The organism is Macellibacteroides fermentans (assembly GCF_013409575.1).
Taxonomy (GTDB): domain Bacteria; phylum Bacteroidota; class Bacteroidia; order Bacteroidales; family Tannerellaceae; genus Macellibacteroides; species Macellibacteroides fermentans.
In genome coordinates this window covers 58,094-77,831 of the sequence record NZ_JACCCY010000003.1, presented here as the reverse complement: position 1 = coordinate 77,831, position 19,738 = coordinate 58,094, and the positions used below count along the sequence as shown (strand labels likewise).

Here is a 19,738-nt window from a genome sequence, read left to right as displayed (position 1 = left end):
ATATGATTGGAAAGCCAAAGATATATGAATGAATTCTCAAAGATATAGTATTGAAAACGGAACGGTAACTACATTTTAAAACGTTCTTTGAAGGGTGATTAGGGTGGCCCGAGGCATTCAAACAGCAGGGCGATTTGTTTGGGACTGAACCGTCGCTGACCTTTTTGCCATCCTGTCTCTTGCAGACGGGACACTAGATTGGGATGCCTTAGCATCCAACGAAGCAACTGTTTGGTGGCAGCCGACACCGAGAGCGAGGGTGAGTACAATTGGCTGAGTTCAGACAAAGAGTAACTCTTAACAGGTATTTCTTCTGTGGTTTTCACTAGATTTAATTCTTGTTTAATTATAATCAAATATACGTATAATTATTTATATTGGCAAATTATAGCACTGATTTTTAGGAAATAAAAGCATCTTTTTAGCATATTTCGGACATATTCTCCCATAAACTGCACTAACTGCACATAGGTGTCTGTTTTGCGCAAACAGGTAGGAGGGTGGATGTATCTTTGCATTGTTACGTAACGAAAAGATTTCATTAACCCTTAAAAATTAAAAGCGTATGTCACTAAAATTTTCACTTGTGCACCGTAAGGATATGACCAAAGGTGCTCCTGCCGATCGCAAATTGTATTATGGTTTAACCCGTGTTTCCAGTCGATTGGACCTGGAGAAGTTGTGCGATGCCATCGCCTCGCGAAGCACTGCCAGTCGTGGCGACATCAAGTTGGTACTTGAAGGTCTGATCTATGAGATGTGTAGCAAGCTAACTGAAGGGTACTCTATTTCCCTCGGTACCTTTGGTACCTTCCGCATCACCAACGGTTCGAAAGGAGTTGCCACTCCGGAAGAGTTCAACGCCAGCATGTTCAACAAAGGACGCATCACCTTCAGTGCCGGAACGATGCTTCGCGGTGCACTGAAAGACCTGAAGTATGAAAAGATGCAGGTGGTAACTGTGGAAGAAAAGTGCGATAAAGAGCACGTTTATTAATCCCTCATTGTACCCCCGGATACCGGTGCCGGGGGTGCAATTTTGTATTCAAATCCTGCGGATTCCAAGTGGCCTGTTTTGCAGCCTATTGTTCTGGGGATACAAATCTCAATTTTGAATTACAAGGTTTAGAAACTAACAAACGATTTTTATGCTGAAAGAAATATTTGTACAGAGTTATTACCCCCAGGTAAAGGAGGCGGGAATAAAATATGGCATTAACCCGGTGGTGCTGCTGGCCCAGATCGCCATCGAAACAGGGTGGGGCGAGTCGGTGCTGTGTAAAGAGCACTTTAACTTCGGTGGTTTGACGGGCTTCGGCAAACCCTCCGAGTTCTGGCCGGGTACCAAGGTGCAGCTTTGCGAAAAGGGACTTACCTACCGGAGCTACCCCGATGCCAGAAACGGTATCCTGGATATGGCCCGCCTGCTGCGCTCATCCTATGCCTCTGCCTGCAACGTAAGCAACGTTCCGGCCGCCTACGCCCAGGAGATAGCCTACAGCCGCTACATCAGCGAGGTAAACGGCGACAACCGCCAAAACTACAAGATGTTGCTGGTAAAGCTATCCGCCACCATGAGCCGGTTAATAGCACTGCAGTTTCCGGAACATAAAGATTGATTCTCAACACAACCCCTTAAAACAAACAGAAAGATGAAACAAGTAAAACAGATCATTGAATTTATTTTAGTAGTGGCAAGCTGCTTTTTTCGGAAAAGGAAACAGCAAAAGGTCCACCCTTACGTTCCTGAAGATCCTTACCCTCCTGGCACTTGTAATGGAAGAAAAGGAGATTGTCCTGGCTGCACTGGGTGTAATTGTAACCCTCAGTCAGCGCCCGCCACCGGAGGACAACTCCAAGCCTACAGGCAAAACGGAACTTCCGGTCAAAGTGCAGTTACGGGACAATCCTGCACCTCCGATTACTCCGGCGATAGAAGCCAGTACGATGTTGCGCCCAACGAAGGAGCCAACGGAACCACCCCTGCCTCCGGAGCCACCAACCTGCTTGGCTGGTGTTTGATAGCAGTAGCCGGCACCAGTTACCTGTATAAGTTGCTGGTATAGCAGTTGGTTTTATGTAAGAATGGTCCGGCTCACGAGAGTCGGACTTTTTTGCGTTTTATAAAGTCTATGTTATAGTTAAATGGAATGAGTTCTGAATATAAGTATCGTTAGGGTTGAAAATAGTTCTTTATTATATACTTAAAGTATAGAATTGTAAAATAAATTCAACCAAAATATCTTTTCTTATCAAGAAATATTATATTTTTGTAGTTGAATCTATATAATAATTATATACTATGAGTATAGAAAAGGGGAATAAACTTAACCACCTATTGATGAATGGCAACCCCGGTGGTTTGTATTTTTCTGCATGGCTGAAAGAAAATGGATACTCAGACCAACTCATAAAGAGATATCGTGATTCGGGTTGGCTTACTGCCTTGACCAAAGGTGTTATGTTTCGTACAGGAGATAAGCTGAGTTCTTTTTCTGTATTGGATAGTTATAATGAACAGATGAAAAAAAGCTTCCATATAGCTGCTCATTCAGCTTTAGAACTTTCCGGATTCAATCACTACGTTCCCATGGGAAAACCGTTGTTAATGATAGGACATCCCAAACAAGAATCTATCCCTGATTGGATGTTGGACGAAGGTTTTGACCGTACAATGAAATTCTTTTCAACCGAGACCTTCTCAAAACCACAATTAGCTTCATTTAATTCAGATTATTCTAATCTGCTGGCCTCTGTTCCCGAGCAGGCTTTTTTTGAATGCTTGCTTTTAGCGCCTAAACAATATTCATATATGGATCTGTATTATATAATGGAACAGCTTACCACTCTTCGTCCATCAGTTTTACAACTATTATTGCAAACTACAGACAATCTGAAAGTTAAACGAATGTTTCTTTATATGGCAGAAAAGGCTGGACACTATTGGTTTGATTCTCTTAATCTTGACAAGTTGAATTTGGGCACAGGAAAGCATAAGTTGGTGGAAAGCGGTGTTTATGTGTCTAAGTATAAAATAACAATACCAAAAGATTTATACGATTATGAATGACCAATATAAAAAACAAGTGGCTCTTTTGATACGAATAATGCCATTAGTATATAGAATAAAAGATTTTGCTGTGCATGGTGGAACTGCAATTAATTTGTTTCATAAGAATATGCCTCGTTATTCTGTTGATATTGACATTACATATATACCCCTAAAGAAAAGAGATGAAAGTCTTCAGGATATTAATTTAAATCTGTCTAATCTGAAGAAAATTATTGAGAAGTCAATCCCCGATATTAAAATTATCCATAAGGCTGATGTTTGGAAGCTGATGTGTACTAAAGATGGTGCAACCGTAAAGATTGAAGTAAATGGAACAAAGCGAGGTATTATCGAACCAATTGAAGATAAAGAGCTTTGCAGTAAAGCTCAGTCTGAATTTAAAATGGGATGTATTGCACGAACTGTTTCTTTTACACAGTTGTATGGAGGTAAAATTTCTGCAGCGTTAAGTAGACAACATCCTCGTGATTTGTTTGATTGTAAATACATGTCTCTTGATTCTATTGCTCTAGCAAAGTATGGCTTAATATTTAGCCTTTTAGGAAGTGATAAGCCCATTCTTGAGTCTTTACAACCAAATCCGATTGATCAACGGGATGCCTTGGAAAACCAATTTCAGGGAATGACTGACATTCCGTTTACTTACGAAGATTATGAAAAAACCAGAGAGCAATTAATTGTTTCTGTTCACTCAATTTTGACCGACGAGGACAAAAGTTTCCTTATTGATTTTGAACAAGGAGAACCGCAATGGGAGAACTCTGTTTACAGCCATTTCAAGGATTTCCCTTCCGTTCAATGGAAGTTACTAAATATAAACAAGCTTAAAATTCATAACCCAACGAAATTCAACATTGAGCTAAATAAATTAAAATCCTTTTTTGCAGAGATTTAAAGAGGGTTGCTGGTGTAGGGTACGAAGGGGATAAAACAAAAAGAGCTCGTTTCATTGAAACGAGCTCTTTTTGTGAGCGAAAGACGGGACTCGAACCCGCGACCCTAACCTTGGCAAGGTTATGCTCTACCAACTGAGCTACTTTCGCAATATGTCAATTTTAAAGCAAATCCTGATAAATAAGATTATTTACCAGGATTTGTACCCGGAGCGGGACTTGAACCCGCACAACTGCAATAGTCAAAGGATTTTAAGTCCTTCGTGTCTACCATTCCACCATCCGGGCGGCCTGGAGCGAAAGACGGGACTCGAACCCGCGACCCTAACCTTGGCAAGGTTATGCTCTACCAACTGAGCTACTTTCGCATTACTTGTTTGCGGTTGCAAAGGTAGATAACTTTTTTATATGAGCAAATTTTTAAGGAAAAAAGTTAATAGAAATCTCGTAACAATGTCGATACTGGTATTTATCAACAGAGCAATAATCGGTTCTAAAATCCGTTTAATATTTAATTAATGATGTACATTATGAAAAAAATGAATCTTATTAAAGGAATACAGTATGTTCCTGAAGTATTTATTGTTTTAGTGGCTATGTATTGGTTTTTAGATGGTTTGTTGGCGACCTCATATATAAACTATCTGATGCTTGCAGTCATTCTCTTTATGTCGTTGCTGGTTATTCTCAAAAATAAAACAATGGCTCTATTTGCATCCTTACTAATTGGTATCGGAAGCATATACATGATTTTTGCTGTACTTTCAGAGTATAGTGAATTTTCGAGAGGGGATGCAAACGGACTCAAACTGTTATTAACAGGTGCAATAATCTTTTTATCCACTTTATTGATCTCTATTTTGCTACCCATAAAATATTTCAAAAGAAAGCAAAGTCTGTCGTAAAACACCTAACTTCCCAACCTTAAACAAAATAATATAAAGTTACAGCAAATGAATTTTTTTGAATACTTATTTTGTCGTTTGTATTGGTGGAATACTAAAATTGTTAAGGAAAAAGAAATGCCAGTGTATTATTCTATAATGGGAATTTCTGTTTTTCATGGATTTAGTGTTATTCCTATATTTGGGATTTTATATGTTTTGATATTTGACTCTTTTTATATAAAAGATACGGCCATTGGATTGGATCCTTTTTTGATTATTGGAATAATTTCCTTAGCCATAGATTTCTTATATTTTAGAAATAAGCAAACGGTATTATATAAGCAATTTAAAAAGATTCCTAAGCAGAAGAAAACGAGAATGGATGCTTTGTGTATTATTTATATCGTGAGTATCATTGTAGTAAATACATTATTTATGTTCTATTTTAGATCTAAGAATGCAGGATAATTACACCTGTATTTATTCAATATGTTTTTTAGTATTGATTTGTGGGATAAAGGAAAGGTGTATTTTCCATTTTATATTCCACAATTTCAAATAAAGAACGGATTCCTGAAGTTCCTTTCTCCCCAACCTAAGGCCTTTTGGTTGGATTGTGTTACCTATTGAATGGTTTGTTCTATTAATGGGGGAGGGTTTGTTGTACTTTTGCGTTTCAAATTAGATAATACGTTAACAATTAAATTTTGAAAAGCATGCACTTGTCTTACTCTCCAACCGGTAATAACCGCATCGAAATAGCGGATGTATTACGTGGTTTTGCTGTATTGGGAATTACCCTTATCCATTTTATCGAACGGTTTAGTCTTTATAGTTATCCGGAAGAAACCTGTAATTTATTGTTGTTTACGGATAAGGTGATATGGGATAGTGTGTTTTTTGCCTTTTCGGGTAAGGCGTATTGCATCTTTGCACTTCTTTTCGGGTTCAGCTTTTTTATCCAGGATAACTCACAAAAGATAAAAGGAAAAGATTTTCGCCCCAGATTTGCCTGGCGACTGGTTTTGTTGTTCTTTATTGCCTGCATAAATTCGTCTTTGTTTCCGGGCGAGATATTGATGCTTTATGCTTTGCTGGGGTATGTGATGATTGCGGTGTGCCGACTTTCATCCCGATCCATTGCCATTATTGCGGGCATTCTTTTACTGCAACCGCTTGAATGGGGACAGATCATCATTGCGCTGTTGGATCCTGCATTTGTTATCAATGCTCAGCTGGATGCTCCTTACTGGGAGATCGTTAATACGGTTCAGAAGGAGGGCTCTTTTATCGAATTGTGCAAGACGGCTCTGTGGACGGGGAATATTGCCAATATGGGCTGGATGCTTCTACATGGAAGGGTTACGCAGACAGCAGGTTTGTTTATGGTTGGTATACTGATAGGGCGTAGCAATTTGTTTCACTATACGGAACAGAATATCCGTTTCTGGACGAAGGTGTTTATCGCTGTAACCATCGCCTTTTTCCCTATTTATGGTCTTACGGCTATTTTACCCGACTTTATCACCCGCGAGGCGCTTCTTGTTCCTTCTACCTTGTTGCTTAAGTCGCTCTCTAATATTGCCTTTACCGGAATCTTGTTTGCAGGGGTAATTCTTGTGTATTACCTTACAAAGCTGAAGGGGGTACTCCACCAGCTTGCGCCTTATGGACGCATGAGTCTGACCAACTATCTGTCGCAGTCGTTAATAGGGGGATTCCTGTTTTATAACTGGGGATTGGGACTTTATCGCTATACCGGCATCACCGTATGTATTCTTATAGGTGTGGGTATATTCTTTATCCAGTTCTGCTTTTGCCGTTGGTGGCTTCGTTCGCATCCGCAGGGTCCGCTGGAATGGCTATGGAAGAAGGCAACCTGGATTAACGTAGGCAACCAGCTTTACTAGTTTTAGTTGTGAATCTGGATGGTTTCGCCGCTTTGAGTTACGTTGTATCTTCTTAATGCAAACTTGGAGGGACCGGAGTAGGGGGTGCCTCCGTTGCTGATGTCGTAAACGGTTTTGCACTGCGGACAGGTGGCTGTGCCGTCGTTGTTGCCGGGTACAATCACAACATCGCGACGGGCTTCGTTGGGGCAGCAGCGGTCGAACGCCATATAAAGGTTGTCGTAGCTGTGTACGATAAGCAGTCCGGCATAGCCGGTATATTCTCCGGCGGCACGGGGGGTGGTAAATTCTTTATAACTCAGCAGAGGCACCAGGTCTTTGTCGCTGTAGCGCAAATCCAGTTTAAACCAGACACGGGCATAGGGTATATCCGATTCCGTTATTTTGGAACAACTGCAGATTACCATCAACAACAGTACTACAACAGCTCTTTTCATTCTTGGGGTGTTTGTTACGGTTTAAGAGATTAAAAACAGGTCTGCTATTGAAACGGAAAGCAGACCTGTTTCTTATTTCAGGAACGCAGAATTGTTTCAATTTCATTCAGCTCTTCGGCGGTGAAGTCCGGATTCTGAAGTGCGTTGAGGTTGTCTTTAAGCTGTTGAACGGAGCTGGTTCCCACAATGAGCGAGGTTACACGCGGGTCTTTCAGCACCCATACCAACGCCATCTCGGCCAGTGTTTGTCCCCTTCGTGCGGCTACCTCATTCAGCTTGCTTACCTTGGCTATTACCTGGGGGGTAACCTGTTCTTTTTGCAGGAATCCCGAGGGTTTGGCTGCCCGCGAATTTTCGGGTATGCCGTGCAGGTATTTGTTTGTAAGCAGTCCCTGTGCCAGGGATGAGAAGGCGATGAGTCCTACGCCGTGTTGCTTGCCTACCTCCAGTACTTCGGGTTCTACGTCGCGCACAAGCATGCTGTATTTGCACTGATGCAATAAGCAGGGGGTGTTGTGGGCCGAGAGGTATTTGTAGGCTTCGGCGGCCTTGTCGGCAGGATAGTTTGAGATGGCGGTGTAAAGGGCTTTGCCTTGCTTTACGATATCTACCAACGCCTGCATGGTCTCTTCAAGCGGCGTGTTGGGATCGTACCGGTGACTGTAAAATACATCGAAGTATTCGAGGCCGGTGCGCTTGAGACTTTGATCGATGCTGGCATGCAGGTACTTGCGGGATCCCCATTCGCCGTATGGGCCGGGCCACATCAGATAGCCTGCTTTGGAAGAGATGATCAGCTCGTCGCGGTATCCCTGCAGTTGTTTCTTGAATATTTTACCGAAATTGCTTTCTGCCGATCCGGGAGGGGGACCGTAGTTGTTTGCAATATCGATGTGGGTGATTCCATGGTCGAAGGCGTAAAGGATCATCTTTTCTGCCTCTTCCTGGTTGTCTATGTCGCCAAAATTATGCCACAGGCCCAATGAGAGGGCCGGAAGTATAATGCCCGATCGTCCGCAACGGTTGTATTTCATCCCATTCGTGTAGCGGTCTGCTGCTGCTGTGTAGTCCATAGAAGATAGGTATTAATGGTTTTTGTATTGGTTTATCAGACGAAAGTACAAACAAAAAAAATAGCAGCCAAAGATCATTCCGATTCTTTGGCTGCTGCAATGCATATTGTTACGATAACAGCGTTTGTTCTGCTTCGTGTATCTTGCTGAATGAGAACCCGTCTATAACCTGCTGCATGAGTGCAGATACGTGGTCGTTGCACAGGTTGCCGATGCTGCCTTCGTGGGTGTGACTTACAGCTTTCTGCGGTGTGAACCGTCCGGCTTCAATCTCGAGACCCACCTGCTTGTAGGCATCGCGGAAGGGTACGCCTGTAAGAACAAGCCGGTTTACCTCTTCCACACTGAAGATGAGCGAATACTTATCGTCGGTCAGAATGGTTTCGTTTACCTTTACCTCCTGCATCATCAGGGTGACCATACGCAGACAGTCTTTCAGTTCGTCGAACGCCGGCAGGAACACCTCCTTGATAATTTGAAGATCGCGGAAGTAACCAGACGGCAGGTTGTTGCTGATAAGCGTGATTTGCTGCGGCAACGCCTGAATCTTATTGCATTTGGCCCGCGTGAGCTCGAACACATCCGGATTCTTTTTATGGGGCATGATACTGGATCCGGTAGTAAACTGATCGGGCAATTTGATGAATCCGAAATTCTGACTGTTAAACATACAGGCATCGAATGCCAGCTTGGACAGGGTGGCGGCTATTCCCGCAAGGGCGAAGGCCACGGTGCGTTCCATTTTGCCACGTCCCATCTGGGCATATACCACGTTGTAGTCCAACGAGTCGAATCCAAGCAGATCGGTGGTAAGCTGACGGTTCAACGGGAACGATGATCCATATCCTGCTGCCGATCCCAGGGGATTGCGGTTGCATATCTTGTACGCTGCCTGCATAAGCTGCAAATCGTCGGTAAGACTCTCTGCATAGGCGCCGAACCACAACCCGAAGGAGGATGGCATGGCTATCTGCAGGTGGGTATATCCGGGCAGGAGTACCTCTTTATAGCGGTTGCTCTGACTTAACAATACATCGAACAGGCCGGATACAAGCTGTACCACCTCTTCGATCTGGGCGCGGGTGAAGAGTTTAAGGTCCACCAGCACCTGGTCGTTGCGTGAACGTCCGCTGTGGATCTTTTTACCCATATCTCCCAGCTTGCGGGTAAGCATCAGCTCTACCTGCGAGTGTACGTCTTCGACCCCCTCTTCAATTACAAACTGACCTTTATCGGCAATGGCATAGATGTTCTTGAGTTCAGCCAACAGAACCGGCAGCTCCTCTTTGGCAAGCAGTCCGATGCTTTCAAGCATGGTGATGTGTGCCATGGAGCCCAGAACATCGTATTTTGCCAGGTAAAGATCCATTTCGCGGTCTTTACCTACTGTAAAGGCTTCCACCTGTTGGTCTACCTTTACATTCTTTTCCCAAAGTTTTTGAGCCATATTGCTAATTAATAGGGCAGCGATGCAATAACCACAGCTATTTTATCCAGGGCATCCTGCAGGGGTTTGGAAACCATCGGCTTGATAAACGGATTAAGGTCTGCCTTGATCGTCATCTTCATCTTCGTATCTTCGGGGGCAACCTGTTTCAGTTGAATCCATAAGAACAAAGGTACAGGTGAATTCGTTGTTTCAAACTTGATGGTTTTGTTGGGTTCACGTTCCACAATGCGGAACGTGATTTTACCTACCGGTGCCACAGCGAATGAACATGAATCGCTGTCGAATTCGAAATCTTGTATTTTATCCTGGGGAAGGCGGTCTTTAATCCGCTCCAGGTTGGATAAATCAGAGAGCATGGTGAAGATGCGATCTTCATCGTGCGGGATTGTTTTAACCTCGCTAACAAATTCTGTCATATGTTGGGGTTTTAAATCAGGCTTCGGGATTCCAGTTAGCCGGATCCTTGCGCCACTCCTGCAACGTTTCGATATCCGATTCGTCGATATAATTTGTACGTACGCCTTCTTCAACCACAGCATCGTAGTTACTTAAGGTCGTAAGTGTTACCTTGGCATCCTTAAATTGTTGCGTTGCAATGGGGAAGCCGTGTGTAAAGATGGCTACCATACCGATTACCTCGCAACCGAAATTGCGTACGGCTTCTACAGCTTTTAAACTGCTTCCTCCTGTAGATACCAGGTCTTCAATAATCACCACTTTCGATCCGGGTTTCAATTCGCCTTCAATCAGGTTTTCCAAACCATGATCTTTGGGGGTAGACCGGATGTATACAAATGGCACATTAAGCAAATCGGCAACCAAAGCTCCTTGTGCGATAGCACCTGTGGCAACCCCGGCAATGGCGTCTACATTTTCATACTTTTCGCTGATAACCCGGGCAAGTTCCAATTTGATAAACGTACGAACAGCCGGATAAGAAAGTGTCTTTCTGTTGTCACAGTAGATAGGAGATTTCCATCCCGAAGCCCATGTAAACGGATTAGCCGGTTGCAATTTAACGGCTTTAATTTTTAATAATTTCTCAGCAACTAATCTTTCCAGTGTTTTCATACAATCCTTTATATTTGATATCGTTTGCAAAAATAGACAATGTGATTGATAAAGCCTAAGGAAACCGATTAAAATTTCCTATATATTTAGGCTATGGATAACGTTAAGATACTGATATGTGCCCCTTCGATGGCGTTTATGCGTTGGGCACATGCTTCGATTGTGGCCCCGGTTGTAAGTACATCGTCTACCAGTAAGATGTGTTTGCCGGTAAGTTTTTGGGGCGTGTTTATGTGAAAAATATCCTGTACGTTTGTCCACCGCTCGAACACATTCTTATGCGTCTGGGTGTTTGTCTGCCGTTTCCGTACCAGCGAACGGCAGTCCACGGGTATTTGTGCCACAGATGCGATGCCCCGGGCAATGCACTCGGCCTGGTTGTACCCTCTGCGTCGTTGTCTTCCGGGGTGTAGCGGTACCGGGATTATCAGGTCAATGCCCTCGAAAAAGTCCTCTTTGTACAGTTCGGCAGCCGCCAGTTTGCCCATTTGGAAGCCGGCTTCTTTCTCGCCCCGGTACTTGATGGCGTAAATCAGTTGCTGGACCTTCCCTCCCTTTTCGTAATATAAATAGGAGGTAGCCTTGGTGACGGGTGTTTTGCCGGCAAAAAGCTGTTCGGCGGGATTGAAGGGCCGCTTGTGGAAGTGGGTGCGCGGCAGACTATACAGACAGCTCAGACAGAGCGTTCTTTCGCCTTCTACAAGCGGTTCGTCGCAAAGCAGACACAGTCTGGGGAAAAAGAGATGCAACAGGTCATTCCATAGTTTCATCGTCGCCTCCTTTTACCAATTGCTGCAGACAACGAGAGATGAGGTTGCTTTCGAATCCCCTGCCTGCACCAAAGCGAAGGAGTTTCAGGTAGGCATCGCGGGCATCTTTGGCTTTGATGCTTTTTTTCTTATTTGCAAGCAGCTCTGCAAGCAGTTCGTTGTAATATTGCTCGTCGATACTTCCCAGGGATTCTTCGCGTAATGCGGAGGATATTCCTCTGTTACGGAGCTCGAAGTCTATTTTGATTCGTCCCCATTTGTTGAACCGGAGTTTGTCGTTTACAAAGCTCCGGCAGAACCGTGTTTCGTCGATAAACTTTTCCTCTACAAGCCGGCGGATGATACGTTCCTTCACCTCCGGAGAGGCATCGGCTGCGTCCAGCTTCTTTTTTACATCGTGGATGCATCGTTCCGCCGCCGAGCAATAGGCTGCGCAAAGGTGTAATAGTTCGGCTTCGGTTTTCTCTTTCATCGTTTGGCTTGTATAATCCGGTCCTTACCCGGGATGTCTTTAATAATCTCGATATCGGTATAGCCCTCTTCTTCCAGCAACCCGGCTACCTCGTTGCCGTACTGGGCGTTGATCTCGAAGTACAGCGATCCGCCCTTTCGTAGTTTCTCGTTGCCGAACCGGGCGATGGACCGATAAAAAAGCAGCGGATCGGAGTCAGTTACAAACAGGGCCAGGTGCGGTTCGTAGTTCAGCACATTGGCCTCCATCGACTCTTTCTCGCTCAGTTTTACGTACGGAGGGTTGCTTACAATCACATCAAATACACCGGGAATGTCTTCCAGCGCTTTCCTGGCCAGGATGTCTGTTTCGATAAAGTGTACTGTTACCCCGTTCTTTGTCGCATTTCTGGCGGCTGTTGCAAGGGCTCCCGGCGAAACATCGGCCGCAACAACCCGTGCTTCCGGTAGGTGTGCAGCCAGGGTTACGGCAATGCAGCCGCTTCCGGTTCCGATATCCAGGATGCGTATGCCCTGCTGACGGTGCCGGGACAGGATACGTTCCACCAGCTCTTCGGTCTCCGGTCTGGGTATCAGCACATCGGGGGTAACGTTAAAGTCGAGGTCGTAAAAGCAGGCGATACCCAGAATGTACTGGATGGGTTCCTGGTTCTTTAACCGTGTAACAATCGCTTCGATGTCTTGTTTCTGTGTATCGGATATTTGTATATCTTTGTCGAACAGTAGACGTTGCTGGGGGATGGAACAACATCTTTCCAGTATCATTTTAGTGAGACTTCGGATTTCTTCTGCTGAAAAAAGTCCTTTCAGGGAGTCTTCGATGTAATTCCGTATCTCTTTCATGGGCACATGTTTTTGTGCAAAAGTAAGTTAGAATTGGTAAATTAGCAAGGAAAATAATGCAGATTGAAGAGAAATATATGGCCAGATGTATTGCATTGGCCCGTAAGGGTGCCGGCAATACTTCGCCCAATCCGATGGTTGGAGCCGTGATTGTTCATCAGGATAAGATAATTGGCGAAGGCTATCATCGCCGATGTGGAGAGGCTCATGCTGAGGTGAATGCGGTGGGGATGGTTCAGGATAAATCGCTGCTGACCGATTCTACGCTTTATGTGAGTCTGGAGCCTTGTTCTCACTTTGGGAAAACTCCTCCTTGTGTGGATCTGATCATAAAACACCGTATTCCTCGTGTGGTGGTAGGCTGTAAGGATCCTTTTCCGGAAGTGTCCGGCAGAGGGGTGGTCCGACTGAAGGAAGCGGGTGTAGAGGTGGTTACCGGTGTGCTTGAACAGGAGGCGCGGGATTTGAACCGCTATTTTATGACGAGCCAGCTTGCCCGACGTCCCTACATTATTTTGAAATGGGCCCAGAGCCGCGATGGGTTTATAGACGGATCCCGTAAGGGCGGGGTACATGTGCCGGTTGTTCTTTCCACCCCCCAAACCATGCGGATGGTACACAAGCTGCGATCTGAAGTGGATGCCATTATGGTGGGTACCAACACGGTGCTGAATGATAACCCGTCGCTAACGGTACGGAGCTGGTCGGGGCGTAACCCTGTCCGGGTGATTGTAGACCGTACCCTGCGCATCCCCCACGGATTCCATGTGCTGGACGGAGCTGTACCTACCTTGGTGTTTACGGAAAAGACTCCCGGAAACAGGCCGGGGGTAGAGTACGTGGAGGCCAATTTTACATCCGATATTCTGGATACGGTATTATCTGAGTTGCACGCCCGAAAGATTCAGTCTCTGTTGGTTGAAGGGGGTACCGAATTGTTAAATAGTTTTATTGCTGCCAACTTATGGGATGAAATCCGGGTGGAGACGGCTCATGTGTATCTTAAGGACGGAGTGCCTGCCCCGGCGCTGAATCTGTTGCCCCAGTCTACGATATTGCATAACGATTCGAAAATTGACTGGTACAGACGAACCGATTTTTAGATCGGATTCTGTGTATTGACACTAAAATAATATAAATATTGATTAAATATGGGGCGGAAAGCAAAAAATGTTTCTACTTTTGTGCCTTATATGATTAAACTTATGCTTTTGATGAAAAATAAAGTAGTACTATTCCTGGTTGGTAGTTGCATGCTGGCACTTTCTTCCTGTTTGGGAAATGATGAGGTGGAAAATGTTACAATCAAAGATCCTCAGGTTAAAGCCTTTTCACTGTCTAACGACTCTGTCCCCGGATTGAATAGTGTTAAGTTTTCCATAGATCAGCTGAACGATCGTATTTATAATATCGATTCCATGGATTATGGAACGAAAATCGAAAAGGTGGTATGTAAATTTACTGCTGCATCCGGCTTTTCGTCTATTCAGGTAATTCAGGAAGCAACCGGCGACACCATCTGGTGGAACGGTTCCGATTCGCTTAACTTCTCTAAACCGGTTACATTTATCACTACTGCATACGACGGTGTTACAAAAAAGACATACCGTGCCCAGGTGAATATTCATCAGGTGGTGCCCGATTCGTTGGAATGGGGGTTATACACTAATACGATGTTACCACAGGCTGTACAAAAACAGCAGGTGCTGATGAGTCCCGACAGTGCCACTCTTTACATGTATGCAAAGGGTGCTTCCGCACATGAATTGTATACTTCGCCGGCTACAGATAAGCCGGTGTGGACAAAAAATCAATTGACAGGTTTCCCTGCCGATGCATTGATCAAACAGGCTGTATTCTTTAATAACGAGGTGTATGTACCTGCTGCATCGGGTGCTTTGTACCGTTCGACCGATAAAACTTCTTTTGTTCAGGTAGCAGGAGCTCCTAAGGTGGTTGCTGTTTACGGTGCAATTAATGAAGATAACAACTCGGCTCCGGCATTGTCTCTTTTAGTGGACGACTCGGGTGTATACCGATTTGCTGCAATGAGTGAAGCCGGTGTATTTACCATGGGTGAGATCGCTCCGGATCAGTTCCCTGTTTCCGGATTCTCGGCTCTTTCTTACAACTCGATGTACTTTGCCCGCTTAATGACAGTAGCCGGTAAAACTGCTGCAGGCGAACTTACCAATGCGGCCTGGAGTACTTTTGATGGAAAGTCTTGGGCGCTTCTTACAGATGCTTCTTCTTCCTATTTTGGAAAAAGAGAAGGTGCTTCGCTTACCTATTACGATGATAAGTTCTTCCTGATTGGTGGTTTTACTACCGCCGGCAAGGGAACAAGTGATATTTATTTGTCTATCGATAAAGGGGTATCCTGGGCTTTAGCCGATTCGATGGTTATGTTACCCGCTGTATATACTGGTAGAGGCGATGCTTCTGTGGTAGTGGAGAAATCAAAATTCATGCTTATTTTCGGAGGGAAGAGTACAAATGGTGGCTCGGAACTGAACGAAACATGGCGCGGACGAATTAACAGATTGGGCTTTAAAGAGTAGAATGTTCCTTTGAATCATAATTTTGCACTGCTTTTAACGTTAGGAATGGTGTGATAAATAAATTCGAAGGATATGAATTCAACTTTCTTTAAACAGGCTTTTCTGATTTTTGCAATCAGTTTTTCCTTTGTCTTTACGAAGGCACAGGAATATAAATATGAAATAGGAGGAATGGCTGGCGGAGCCTTTTATATGGGCGATGTCAACAAAAGCAGTTTATTCAAAGAGTTGAATCCTGCTGCCGGCGCTGTTGTAAGATACAACACCAATTTCCGTTGGGCGCTTAAAGGATCTTTGCTTTGGGGAAAGGTTTCGGGAAGCACCGATAATACGGATAACGTATTTCCGGGAGCGATGCCGGTATCTTTTACAAAGAATATGGTAGACCTGGGGGGGCAGATCGAGTTTAATTTCTTTCCGTATAGCGACAAGTATACATACGCTTATACAAAAAGAATGACACCGTATATTTTTACGGGACTTGGTTTAACAACGTCTTTTGGAGAAGGAAATACGTCTGCCGGTGTTAACCTGCCTCTGGGCATAGGGATTAAGTACAAGTTGATGAACCGGGTAAATATCGGGTGCGAGTTTTCATACAGAAAACTGTTTGGAGACAATCTGGATGTTACCGGCGACAACCAATTGCTGGATGATCCCTATAAAATGAAAGGGAGCGCATTGAAGAATAAAGATTGGTATTCTTTTTTGATGCTTTCGGTAACGTGGGACTTCGGACCCCGAGACCGGCCCTGCAACAATGAGAATAGTTATTATTAAGAATACGAAACAGAAATGTCTTTGATAGAAAAAATTGACAGAAATAGAATGCCACAGCATGTTGCCATCATCATGGATGGGAACGGCCGTTGGGCAAAATCACGGGGAAAAGACCGTAGTTTTGGTCATATGGAGGGTGTCGTTTCTGTACGAAAAGTGGTTGAAGCGGCAACTGAGCTCGGATTGAAATACCTTACGCTATATACTTTTTCTACCGAAAACTGGAGCAGACCTGATGAGGAAGTTCAGGCTTTAATGGGACTGCTGGTATCTGCTATCCACAGGGAAACCCCCGATTTAATGAAAAATAATGTACGGTTGCTGGCTATAGGGGATCTTTCCAGATTACCTGCCGATGCGCGTACTACTCTGATGCAATGCATAGAAGAAACCTCTTCCAATGATGGAACAACCATTGTACTGGCTTTGAGTTATTCTTCCAGATGGGAGCTTGTGGAGGCCGTAAAAGCATTGTCGGCCGAAGTGCTTGAAAAGAAAATTATTCCCAACAATATAACCGAAGCAATGGTTTCGGAACATCTTACTACTCGTGGTATCCCCGACCCGGATCTGTTAATCAGAACTGGAGGAGAAAAGCGAATCAGTAATTTTTTGATGTGGCAATTATCGTATGCAGAACTGTATTTTACAGATGTGTACTGGCCGGATTTCAGAGAAGAGGAGTTGTATGAAGCTGTCCTGGATTACCAGTGCCGCGAACGTAGGTTTGGTAAGACAAGCGAGCAATTATAATTATTAACAATAGCTGTTATATGTACAAAAGAATAGTGCTGTTTTTTATTTTTCTTGGCTATGCTTTCGGAGCTTTTGCCCAGGAAAGTGACACTACAAAAGTTGAGAATGAATCGGGCGAAGTTCCGGTTATTTCATATTCGTTATCACCGAAACAATACAAGATTGAAGACATCAAGGTAACGGGTGTGAAGAATTATGATGATTTCGTGTTAATCGGATTCTCCGGATTATCTGTGGGCGACATGATAACCGTCCCCGGAGAGGAAATTACAGCTGCTGTAAACCGGTTTTGGAAGCATGGTCTTTTCTCAGATGTGAAAATTCTGGCTTCCAAGATTCAGGATGATAAGGTGTGGTTGGAAATTAAACTTAAACAGCGTCCGCGTATTTCGGAAGTTAATTATAATGGAATAAAGAAGGGTGAGCGTGAAGACCTGGAAGCAAAACTTAATTTAAAGAAGGGTTTTCAGATTACACCGAACCTTATTGACCGGGCAAAGATTGTTATTCAGAAATTCTTTGATGGCAAAGGGTTTAAGAATGTCGATGTGCAGATTGTTCAGAAGGATGACGTTTCCAAGGAAGGCGAGGTTATTGTTGATATTAACATCGATAAAAATGAAAAGACTAAAATCAACCAGATCATTTTTACCGGAAACTCTATGCTTAAGGATGCCGATCTGAAGAAAGCGATGAAGAAAACAAACGAAAAGTTTGCATGGAAGCGTTGGAAGACAAGCATTAAAGAGATGTTCAGTACGAAGAAATTCGTTACAGAGGAATACGAAAAAGATAAAAAGAATATAATTGATAAATACAATGAACTTGGTTATCGCGATGCGGTATTGTTGGCCGACAGCGTAATCAATCACGATGAAAAGACGGTTGATGTGTATCTTTCCATCAGCGAAGGTCAGAAGTATTATCTGAAGGATATCAACTTTGTTGGTAATACGCAGTATCCTACCGATCAACTGATGGCGATCTTAGGTATGAAACCGGGTGAGGTGTACAACCAGAAGAAGCTGAATGAGCGTCTTACTACAGATGATGATGCTGTATCTAACATATACTATAATAACGGATATCTTTTCTTTGGTGCTGATCCGGTGGAAGTAGAGGTTGAAAATGACTCTATCGCCCTCGAGATCCGTATTCAGGAAGGTCCTCAGGCTACTATCAACCGTATCATCATTAATGGTAACGACCGTTTGTACGAAGATATTGTTCGTCGTGAGTTACGTACAAAACCGGGTATGTTGTTCAGTCGCGAAGACTTGATCCGTTCTGTACGTGAACTTGCTCAGATGGGTCACTTCGATCCGGAAAACATGAATCCGAATCCTGTTCCGGATGCGGAAAACGGAACTGTGGATATTCAGTATAATCTGGTATCAAAGGCAAACGACCAGGTTGAGTTTTCTGCCGGATGGGGACAGACTGGGGTTATCGGTAAGTTGAGTTTGAAGTTTACCAACTTCTCTATGAAGAACTTCCTGAATCCTTCTACTTATAAAGGTATCATACCTCAGGGAGAAGGACAGACATTGACTTTAAGTGGTCAGACAAACGGTCGTTACTACCAGGCATACAGCGTTTCCTTTATGGATCCTTGGTTTGGAGGTAAACGTCCCAATACACTTTCGGTAAGCGCTTACTTTTCAATGCAGACTGATGTTAGCAGCAATTTTCTTAGCCGCAGTTCGTACGGTATGAATCCATATTATAGTATGTATGGTAACTCTATGTATGGCAACTCAATGTACGGAAATTCTATGTATGGAGGTAACTATGAGTTGGCATACGATCCGGATAAGTCCATGAAGGTTCTTGGTATGTCTGTTGGTTACGGTAAACGCTTGAATTGGCCGGATGACTATTTCCAGTTTATGCTTACCCTCAACTATCAAGTATATATAATGAAGGATTGGGCTTACTTCTTGGTTCAGAATGGAAGTAGTCATAATCTTAACTTAGATTTGATGTTGCAGCGTAACTCCGTAGATAATCCATTGTATACGCGTCGAGGTTCTCAGTTCTCTGTCTCGGTTTCTGCAACTCCTCCTTATTCTTTGTGGGATGGTAAAGATTATGCTTCTATGGCAGACACTGATCAAGGTAAGTTCAAACTTATTGAGTACCACAAGTGGAAGTTCAAAGCTAAAATATTCTCTCCATTGGCACCTCTTACTGTTAAACGTACACCAGTGTTGATGTCTCGTGTTGAATATGGATTTTTGGGCCATTACAACAAGAATAAGCGATCTCCGTTTGAAACTTTCTATATGGGGGGTGATGGTATGAGTGGATATTCAACTATGAATTCAAACGAAACAATCGGTCTTCGTGGTTACGAGAATGGTAGCCTTGCCGGAAACAACGGATATAACTCTTATGCTTACGCTTACTCACGTCTTGCAATGGAATTACGTTATCCGTTCTTGCTTGAGCCTACCTCTACAATTTATGGTCTGGCTTTTGTTGAAGCAGGTAATGCCTGGCAAAATTTGAAAGACTTTAATCCGTTCAACTTAAAGCGTTCTGCAGGTGTGGGTGTACGTATCTTCCTTCCTATGATTGGTATGATGGGTATCGACTGGGCTTATGGTTTTGATAAGGTTAACGGACAGCGCAATGCTGGTGGAAGTAACTTCCACTTCATAATCGGTCAGGAGTTTTAATTAATTAATGTGAAATATAGTGTGAGATATAAACTGTCGGTTATATTTGCAGTCTGACATATATTGTTGAACCAATAAAAAG

At 43.7% G+C, this 19,738-nt stretch carries 22 protein-coding genes and 3 tRNA genes; 13 read left to right on the top strand and 12 right to left on the bottom strand.

Features of this window, described 5'->3' with window-relative positions; all coding sequences use genetic code 11:
• Positions 1-98: 98 nt before the first annotated feature.
• Positions 99-326 carry a DUF4248 domain-containing protein gene (locus F5613_RS16700; RefSeq protein ID WP_350456598.1) on the bottom strand — a complete coding sequence of 76 codons (228 nt, stop codon included), beginning with the start codon at positions 324-326 and terminating at the stop codon, positions 99-101.
• A gap of 239 nt (positions 327-565) precedes the next feature.
• Here F5613_RS16700 and F5613_RS09735 point away from each other — a divergent pair, with 239 nt between their 5' ends.
• The 5 genes from F5613_RS09735 (at position 566) to F5613_RS09715 (ending at position 3,968) form a co-directional block, all read left to right on the top strand.
• Entirely contained in the window at positions 566-997 is a 432-nt protein-coding gene (locus tag F5613_RS09735; RefSeq protein WP_079683869.1) for an HU family DNA-binding protein, read from the top strand.
• A 151-nt stretch (positions 998-1,148) separates the two neighbouring features.
• Positions 1,149-1,619 (top strand): glucosaminidase domain-containing protein, encoded by a 471-nt coding sequence (locus tag F5613_RS09730; protein ID WP_179399625.1) that lies wholly within the window; start codon positions 1,149-1,151, stop codon positions 1,617-1,619.
• Positions 1,620-1,652: 33 nt separating this feature from the next.
• Complete coding sequence (locus F5613_RS09725; RefSeq protein WP_179399624.1) at positions 1,653-2,066, top strand: hypothetical protein; 414 nt, start codon at positions 1,653-1,655, stop codon at positions 2,064-2,066.
• Positions 2,067-2,302: 236 nt separating this feature from the next.
• Positions 2,303-3,070, top strand: a complete 768-nt coding sequence (locus F5613_RS09720; RefSeq protein ID WP_179399623.1) for a type IV toxin-antitoxin system AbiEi family antitoxin — start codon at positions 2,303-2,305, stop codon at positions 3,068-3,070.
• Positions 3,063-3,968 carry a nucleotidyl transferase AbiEii/AbiGii toxin family protein gene (locus F5613_RS09715; RefSeq protein ID WP_179399622.1) on the top strand — a complete coding sequence of 302 codons (906 nt, stop codon included), beginning with the start codon at positions 3,063-3,065 and terminating at the stop codon, positions 3,966-3,968. Before F5613_RS09720 ends, F5613_RS09715 begins: the two co-directional genes overlap by 8 nt.
• A 75-nt stretch (positions 3,969-4,043) precedes the next feature.
• On the opposite strand, the gene F5613_RS09710 is transcribed toward F5613_RS09715, so the two are convergent.
• The 3 genes from F5613_RS09710 to F5613_RS09700 all read right to left on the bottom strand — a co-directional run bounded on the left by F5613_RS09710 (position 4,044) and on the right by F5613_RS09700 (position 4,334).
• Positions 4,044-4,116, bottom strand: a tRNA-Gly gene (locus tag F5613_RS09710).
• A gap of 54 nt (positions 4,117-4,170) precedes the next feature.
• Positions 4,171-4,254: transfer RNA gene (locus tag F5613_RS09705), tRNA-Leu, on the bottom strand.
• A 4-nt stretch (positions 4,255-4,258) separates the two neighbouring features.
• A tRNA-Gly gene (locus F5613_RS09700) sits at positions 4,259-4,334 on the bottom strand.
• Positions 4,335-4,496: 162 nt separating this feature from the next.
• Here F5613_RS09700 and F5613_RS09695 point away from each other — a divergent pair.
• From F5613_RS09695 to F5613_RS09685, 3 genes are all read left to right on the top strand, one after another.
• On the top strand, positions 4,497-4,871 hold the full coding sequence (locus F5613_RS09695) for a hypothetical protein (protein ID WP_179399621.1): 375 nt from the start codon (positions 4,497-4,499) through the stop codon (positions 4,869-4,871).
• 48 nt (positions 4,872-4,919) lie between these two features.
• Complete coding sequence (locus F5613_RS09690; RefSeq protein WP_068183071.1) at positions 4,920-5,321, top strand: hypothetical protein; 402 nt, start codon at positions 4,920-4,922, stop codon at positions 5,319-5,321.
• Positions 5,322-5,569: 248 nt separating this feature from the next.
• Positions 5,570-6,763 (top strand): DUF418 domain-containing protein, encoded by a 1,194-nt coding sequence (locus F5613_RS09685; protein WP_179399620.1) that lies wholly within the window; start codon positions 5,570-5,572, stop codon positions 6,761-6,763.
• 2 nt (positions 6,764-6,765) lie between these two features.
• Here the strand turns inward: F5613_RS09685 and F5613_RS09680 are convergent, their stop codons facing one another.
• From F5613_RS09680 to prmC, 8 genes are all read right to left on the bottom strand, one after another.
• On the bottom strand, positions 6,766-7,200 hold the full coding sequence (locus tag F5613_RS09680; RefSeq protein WP_179399619.1) for a hypothetical protein: 435 nt from the start codon (positions 7,198-7,200) through the stop codon (positions 6,766-6,768).
• Positions 7,201-7,277: 77 nt separating this feature from the next.
• On the bottom strand, positions 7,278-8,273 hold the full coding sequence (locus tag F5613_RS09675; protein WP_179399618.1) for an aldo/keto reductase: 996 nt from the start codon (positions 8,271-8,273) through the stop codon (positions 7,278-7,280).
• A gap of 109 nt (positions 8,274-8,382) precedes the next feature.
• On the bottom strand, positions 8,383-9,720 hold the full coding sequence (argH, locus tag F5613_RS09670) for an argininosuccinate lyase (RefSeq protein ID WP_079684453.1): 1,338 nt from the start codon (positions 9,718-9,720) through the stop codon (positions 8,383-8,385).
• 8 nt (positions 9,721-9,728) lie between these two features.
• The gene (locus F5613_RS09665; RefSeq protein ID WP_079684454.1) at positions 9,729-10,139 is read right to left on the bottom strand and encodes an SRPBCC family protein; all 411 of its coding nucleotides are present in this window, start codon (positions 10,137-10,139) and stop codon (positions 9,729-9,731) included.
• A 16-nt stretch (positions 10,140-10,155) separates the two neighbouring features.
• Positions 10,156-10,794: an orotate phosphoribosyltransferase gene (pyrE, locus tag F5613_RS09660; RefSeq protein WP_179399617.1), complete on the bottom strand. Its 639-nt coding sequence runs from the start codon at positions 10,792-10,794 to the stop codon at positions 10,156-10,158.
• Between the two features lie 86 nt (positions 10,795-10,880).
• Positions 10,881-11,564 carry a ComF family protein gene (locus F5613_RS09655; protein ID WP_179399616.1) on the bottom strand — a complete coding sequence of 228 codons (684 nt, stop codon included), beginning with the start codon at positions 11,562-11,564 and terminating at the stop codon, positions 10,881-10,883.
• A complete protein-coding gene (locus F5613_RS09650; RefSeq protein ID WP_179399615.1) occupies positions 11,548-12,036 on the bottom strand; it encodes a regulatory protein RecX in 489 nt (162 codons plus the stop codon). The genes F5613_RS09655 and F5613_RS09650 overlap by 17 nt, the downstream gene beginning before the upstream one ends.
• Positions 12,033-12,878: a peptide chain release factor N(5)-glutamine methyltransferase gene (gene prmC, locus F5613_RS09645; RefSeq protein ID WP_179399614.1), complete on the bottom strand. Its 846-nt coding sequence runs from the start codon at positions 12,876-12,878 to the stop codon at positions 12,033-12,035. The genes F5613_RS09650 and prmC overlap by 4 nt, the downstream gene beginning before the upstream one ends.
• 56 nt (positions 12,879-12,934) lie before the next feature.
• Between prmC and ribD the strand changes: the two genes are divergently transcribed.
• The 5 genes from ribD to bamA all read left to right on the top strand — a co-directional run bounded on the left by ribD (position 12,935) and on the right by bamA (position 19,656).
• The gene (ribD, locus tag F5613_RS09640) at positions 12,935-13,981 is read left to right on the top strand and encodes a bifunctional diaminohydroxyphosphoribosylaminopyrimidine deaminase/5-amino-6-(5-phosphoribosylamino)uracil reductase RibD (protein ID WP_218858919.1); all 1,047 of its coding nucleotides are present in this window, start codon (positions 12,935-12,937) and stop codon (positions 13,979-13,981) included.
• A gap of 111 nt (positions 13,982-14,092) precedes the next feature.
• The gene (locus F5613_RS09635; protein ID WP_179399613.1) at positions 14,093-15,439 is read left to right on the top strand and encodes a DUF6242 domain-containing protein; all 1,347 of its coding nucleotides are present in this window, start codon (positions 14,093-14,095) and stop codon (positions 15,437-15,439) included.
• 72 nt (positions 15,440-15,511) lie between these two features.
• A complete protein-coding gene (gene porG, locus F5613_RS09630) occupies positions 15,512-16,219 on the top strand; it encodes a type IX secretion system protein PorG (protein WP_179399612.1) in 708 nt (235 codons plus the stop codon).
• Between the two features lie 15 nt (positions 16,220-16,234).
• Entirely contained in the window at positions 16,235-16,972 is a 738-nt protein-coding gene (locus F5613_RS09625) for an isoprenyl transferase (RefSeq protein ID WP_179399611.1), read from the top strand.
• A 20-nt stretch (positions 16,973-16,992) separates the two neighbouring features.
• Positions 16,993-19,656 carry an outer membrane protein assembly factor BamA gene (bamA, locus tag F5613_RS09620; protein ID WP_179399610.1) on the top strand — a complete coding sequence of 888 codons (2,664 nt, stop codon included), beginning with the start codon at positions 16,993-16,995 and terminating at the stop codon, positions 19,654-19,656.
• The last annotated feature ends 82 nt before the right edge of the window (positions 19,657-19,738 follow it).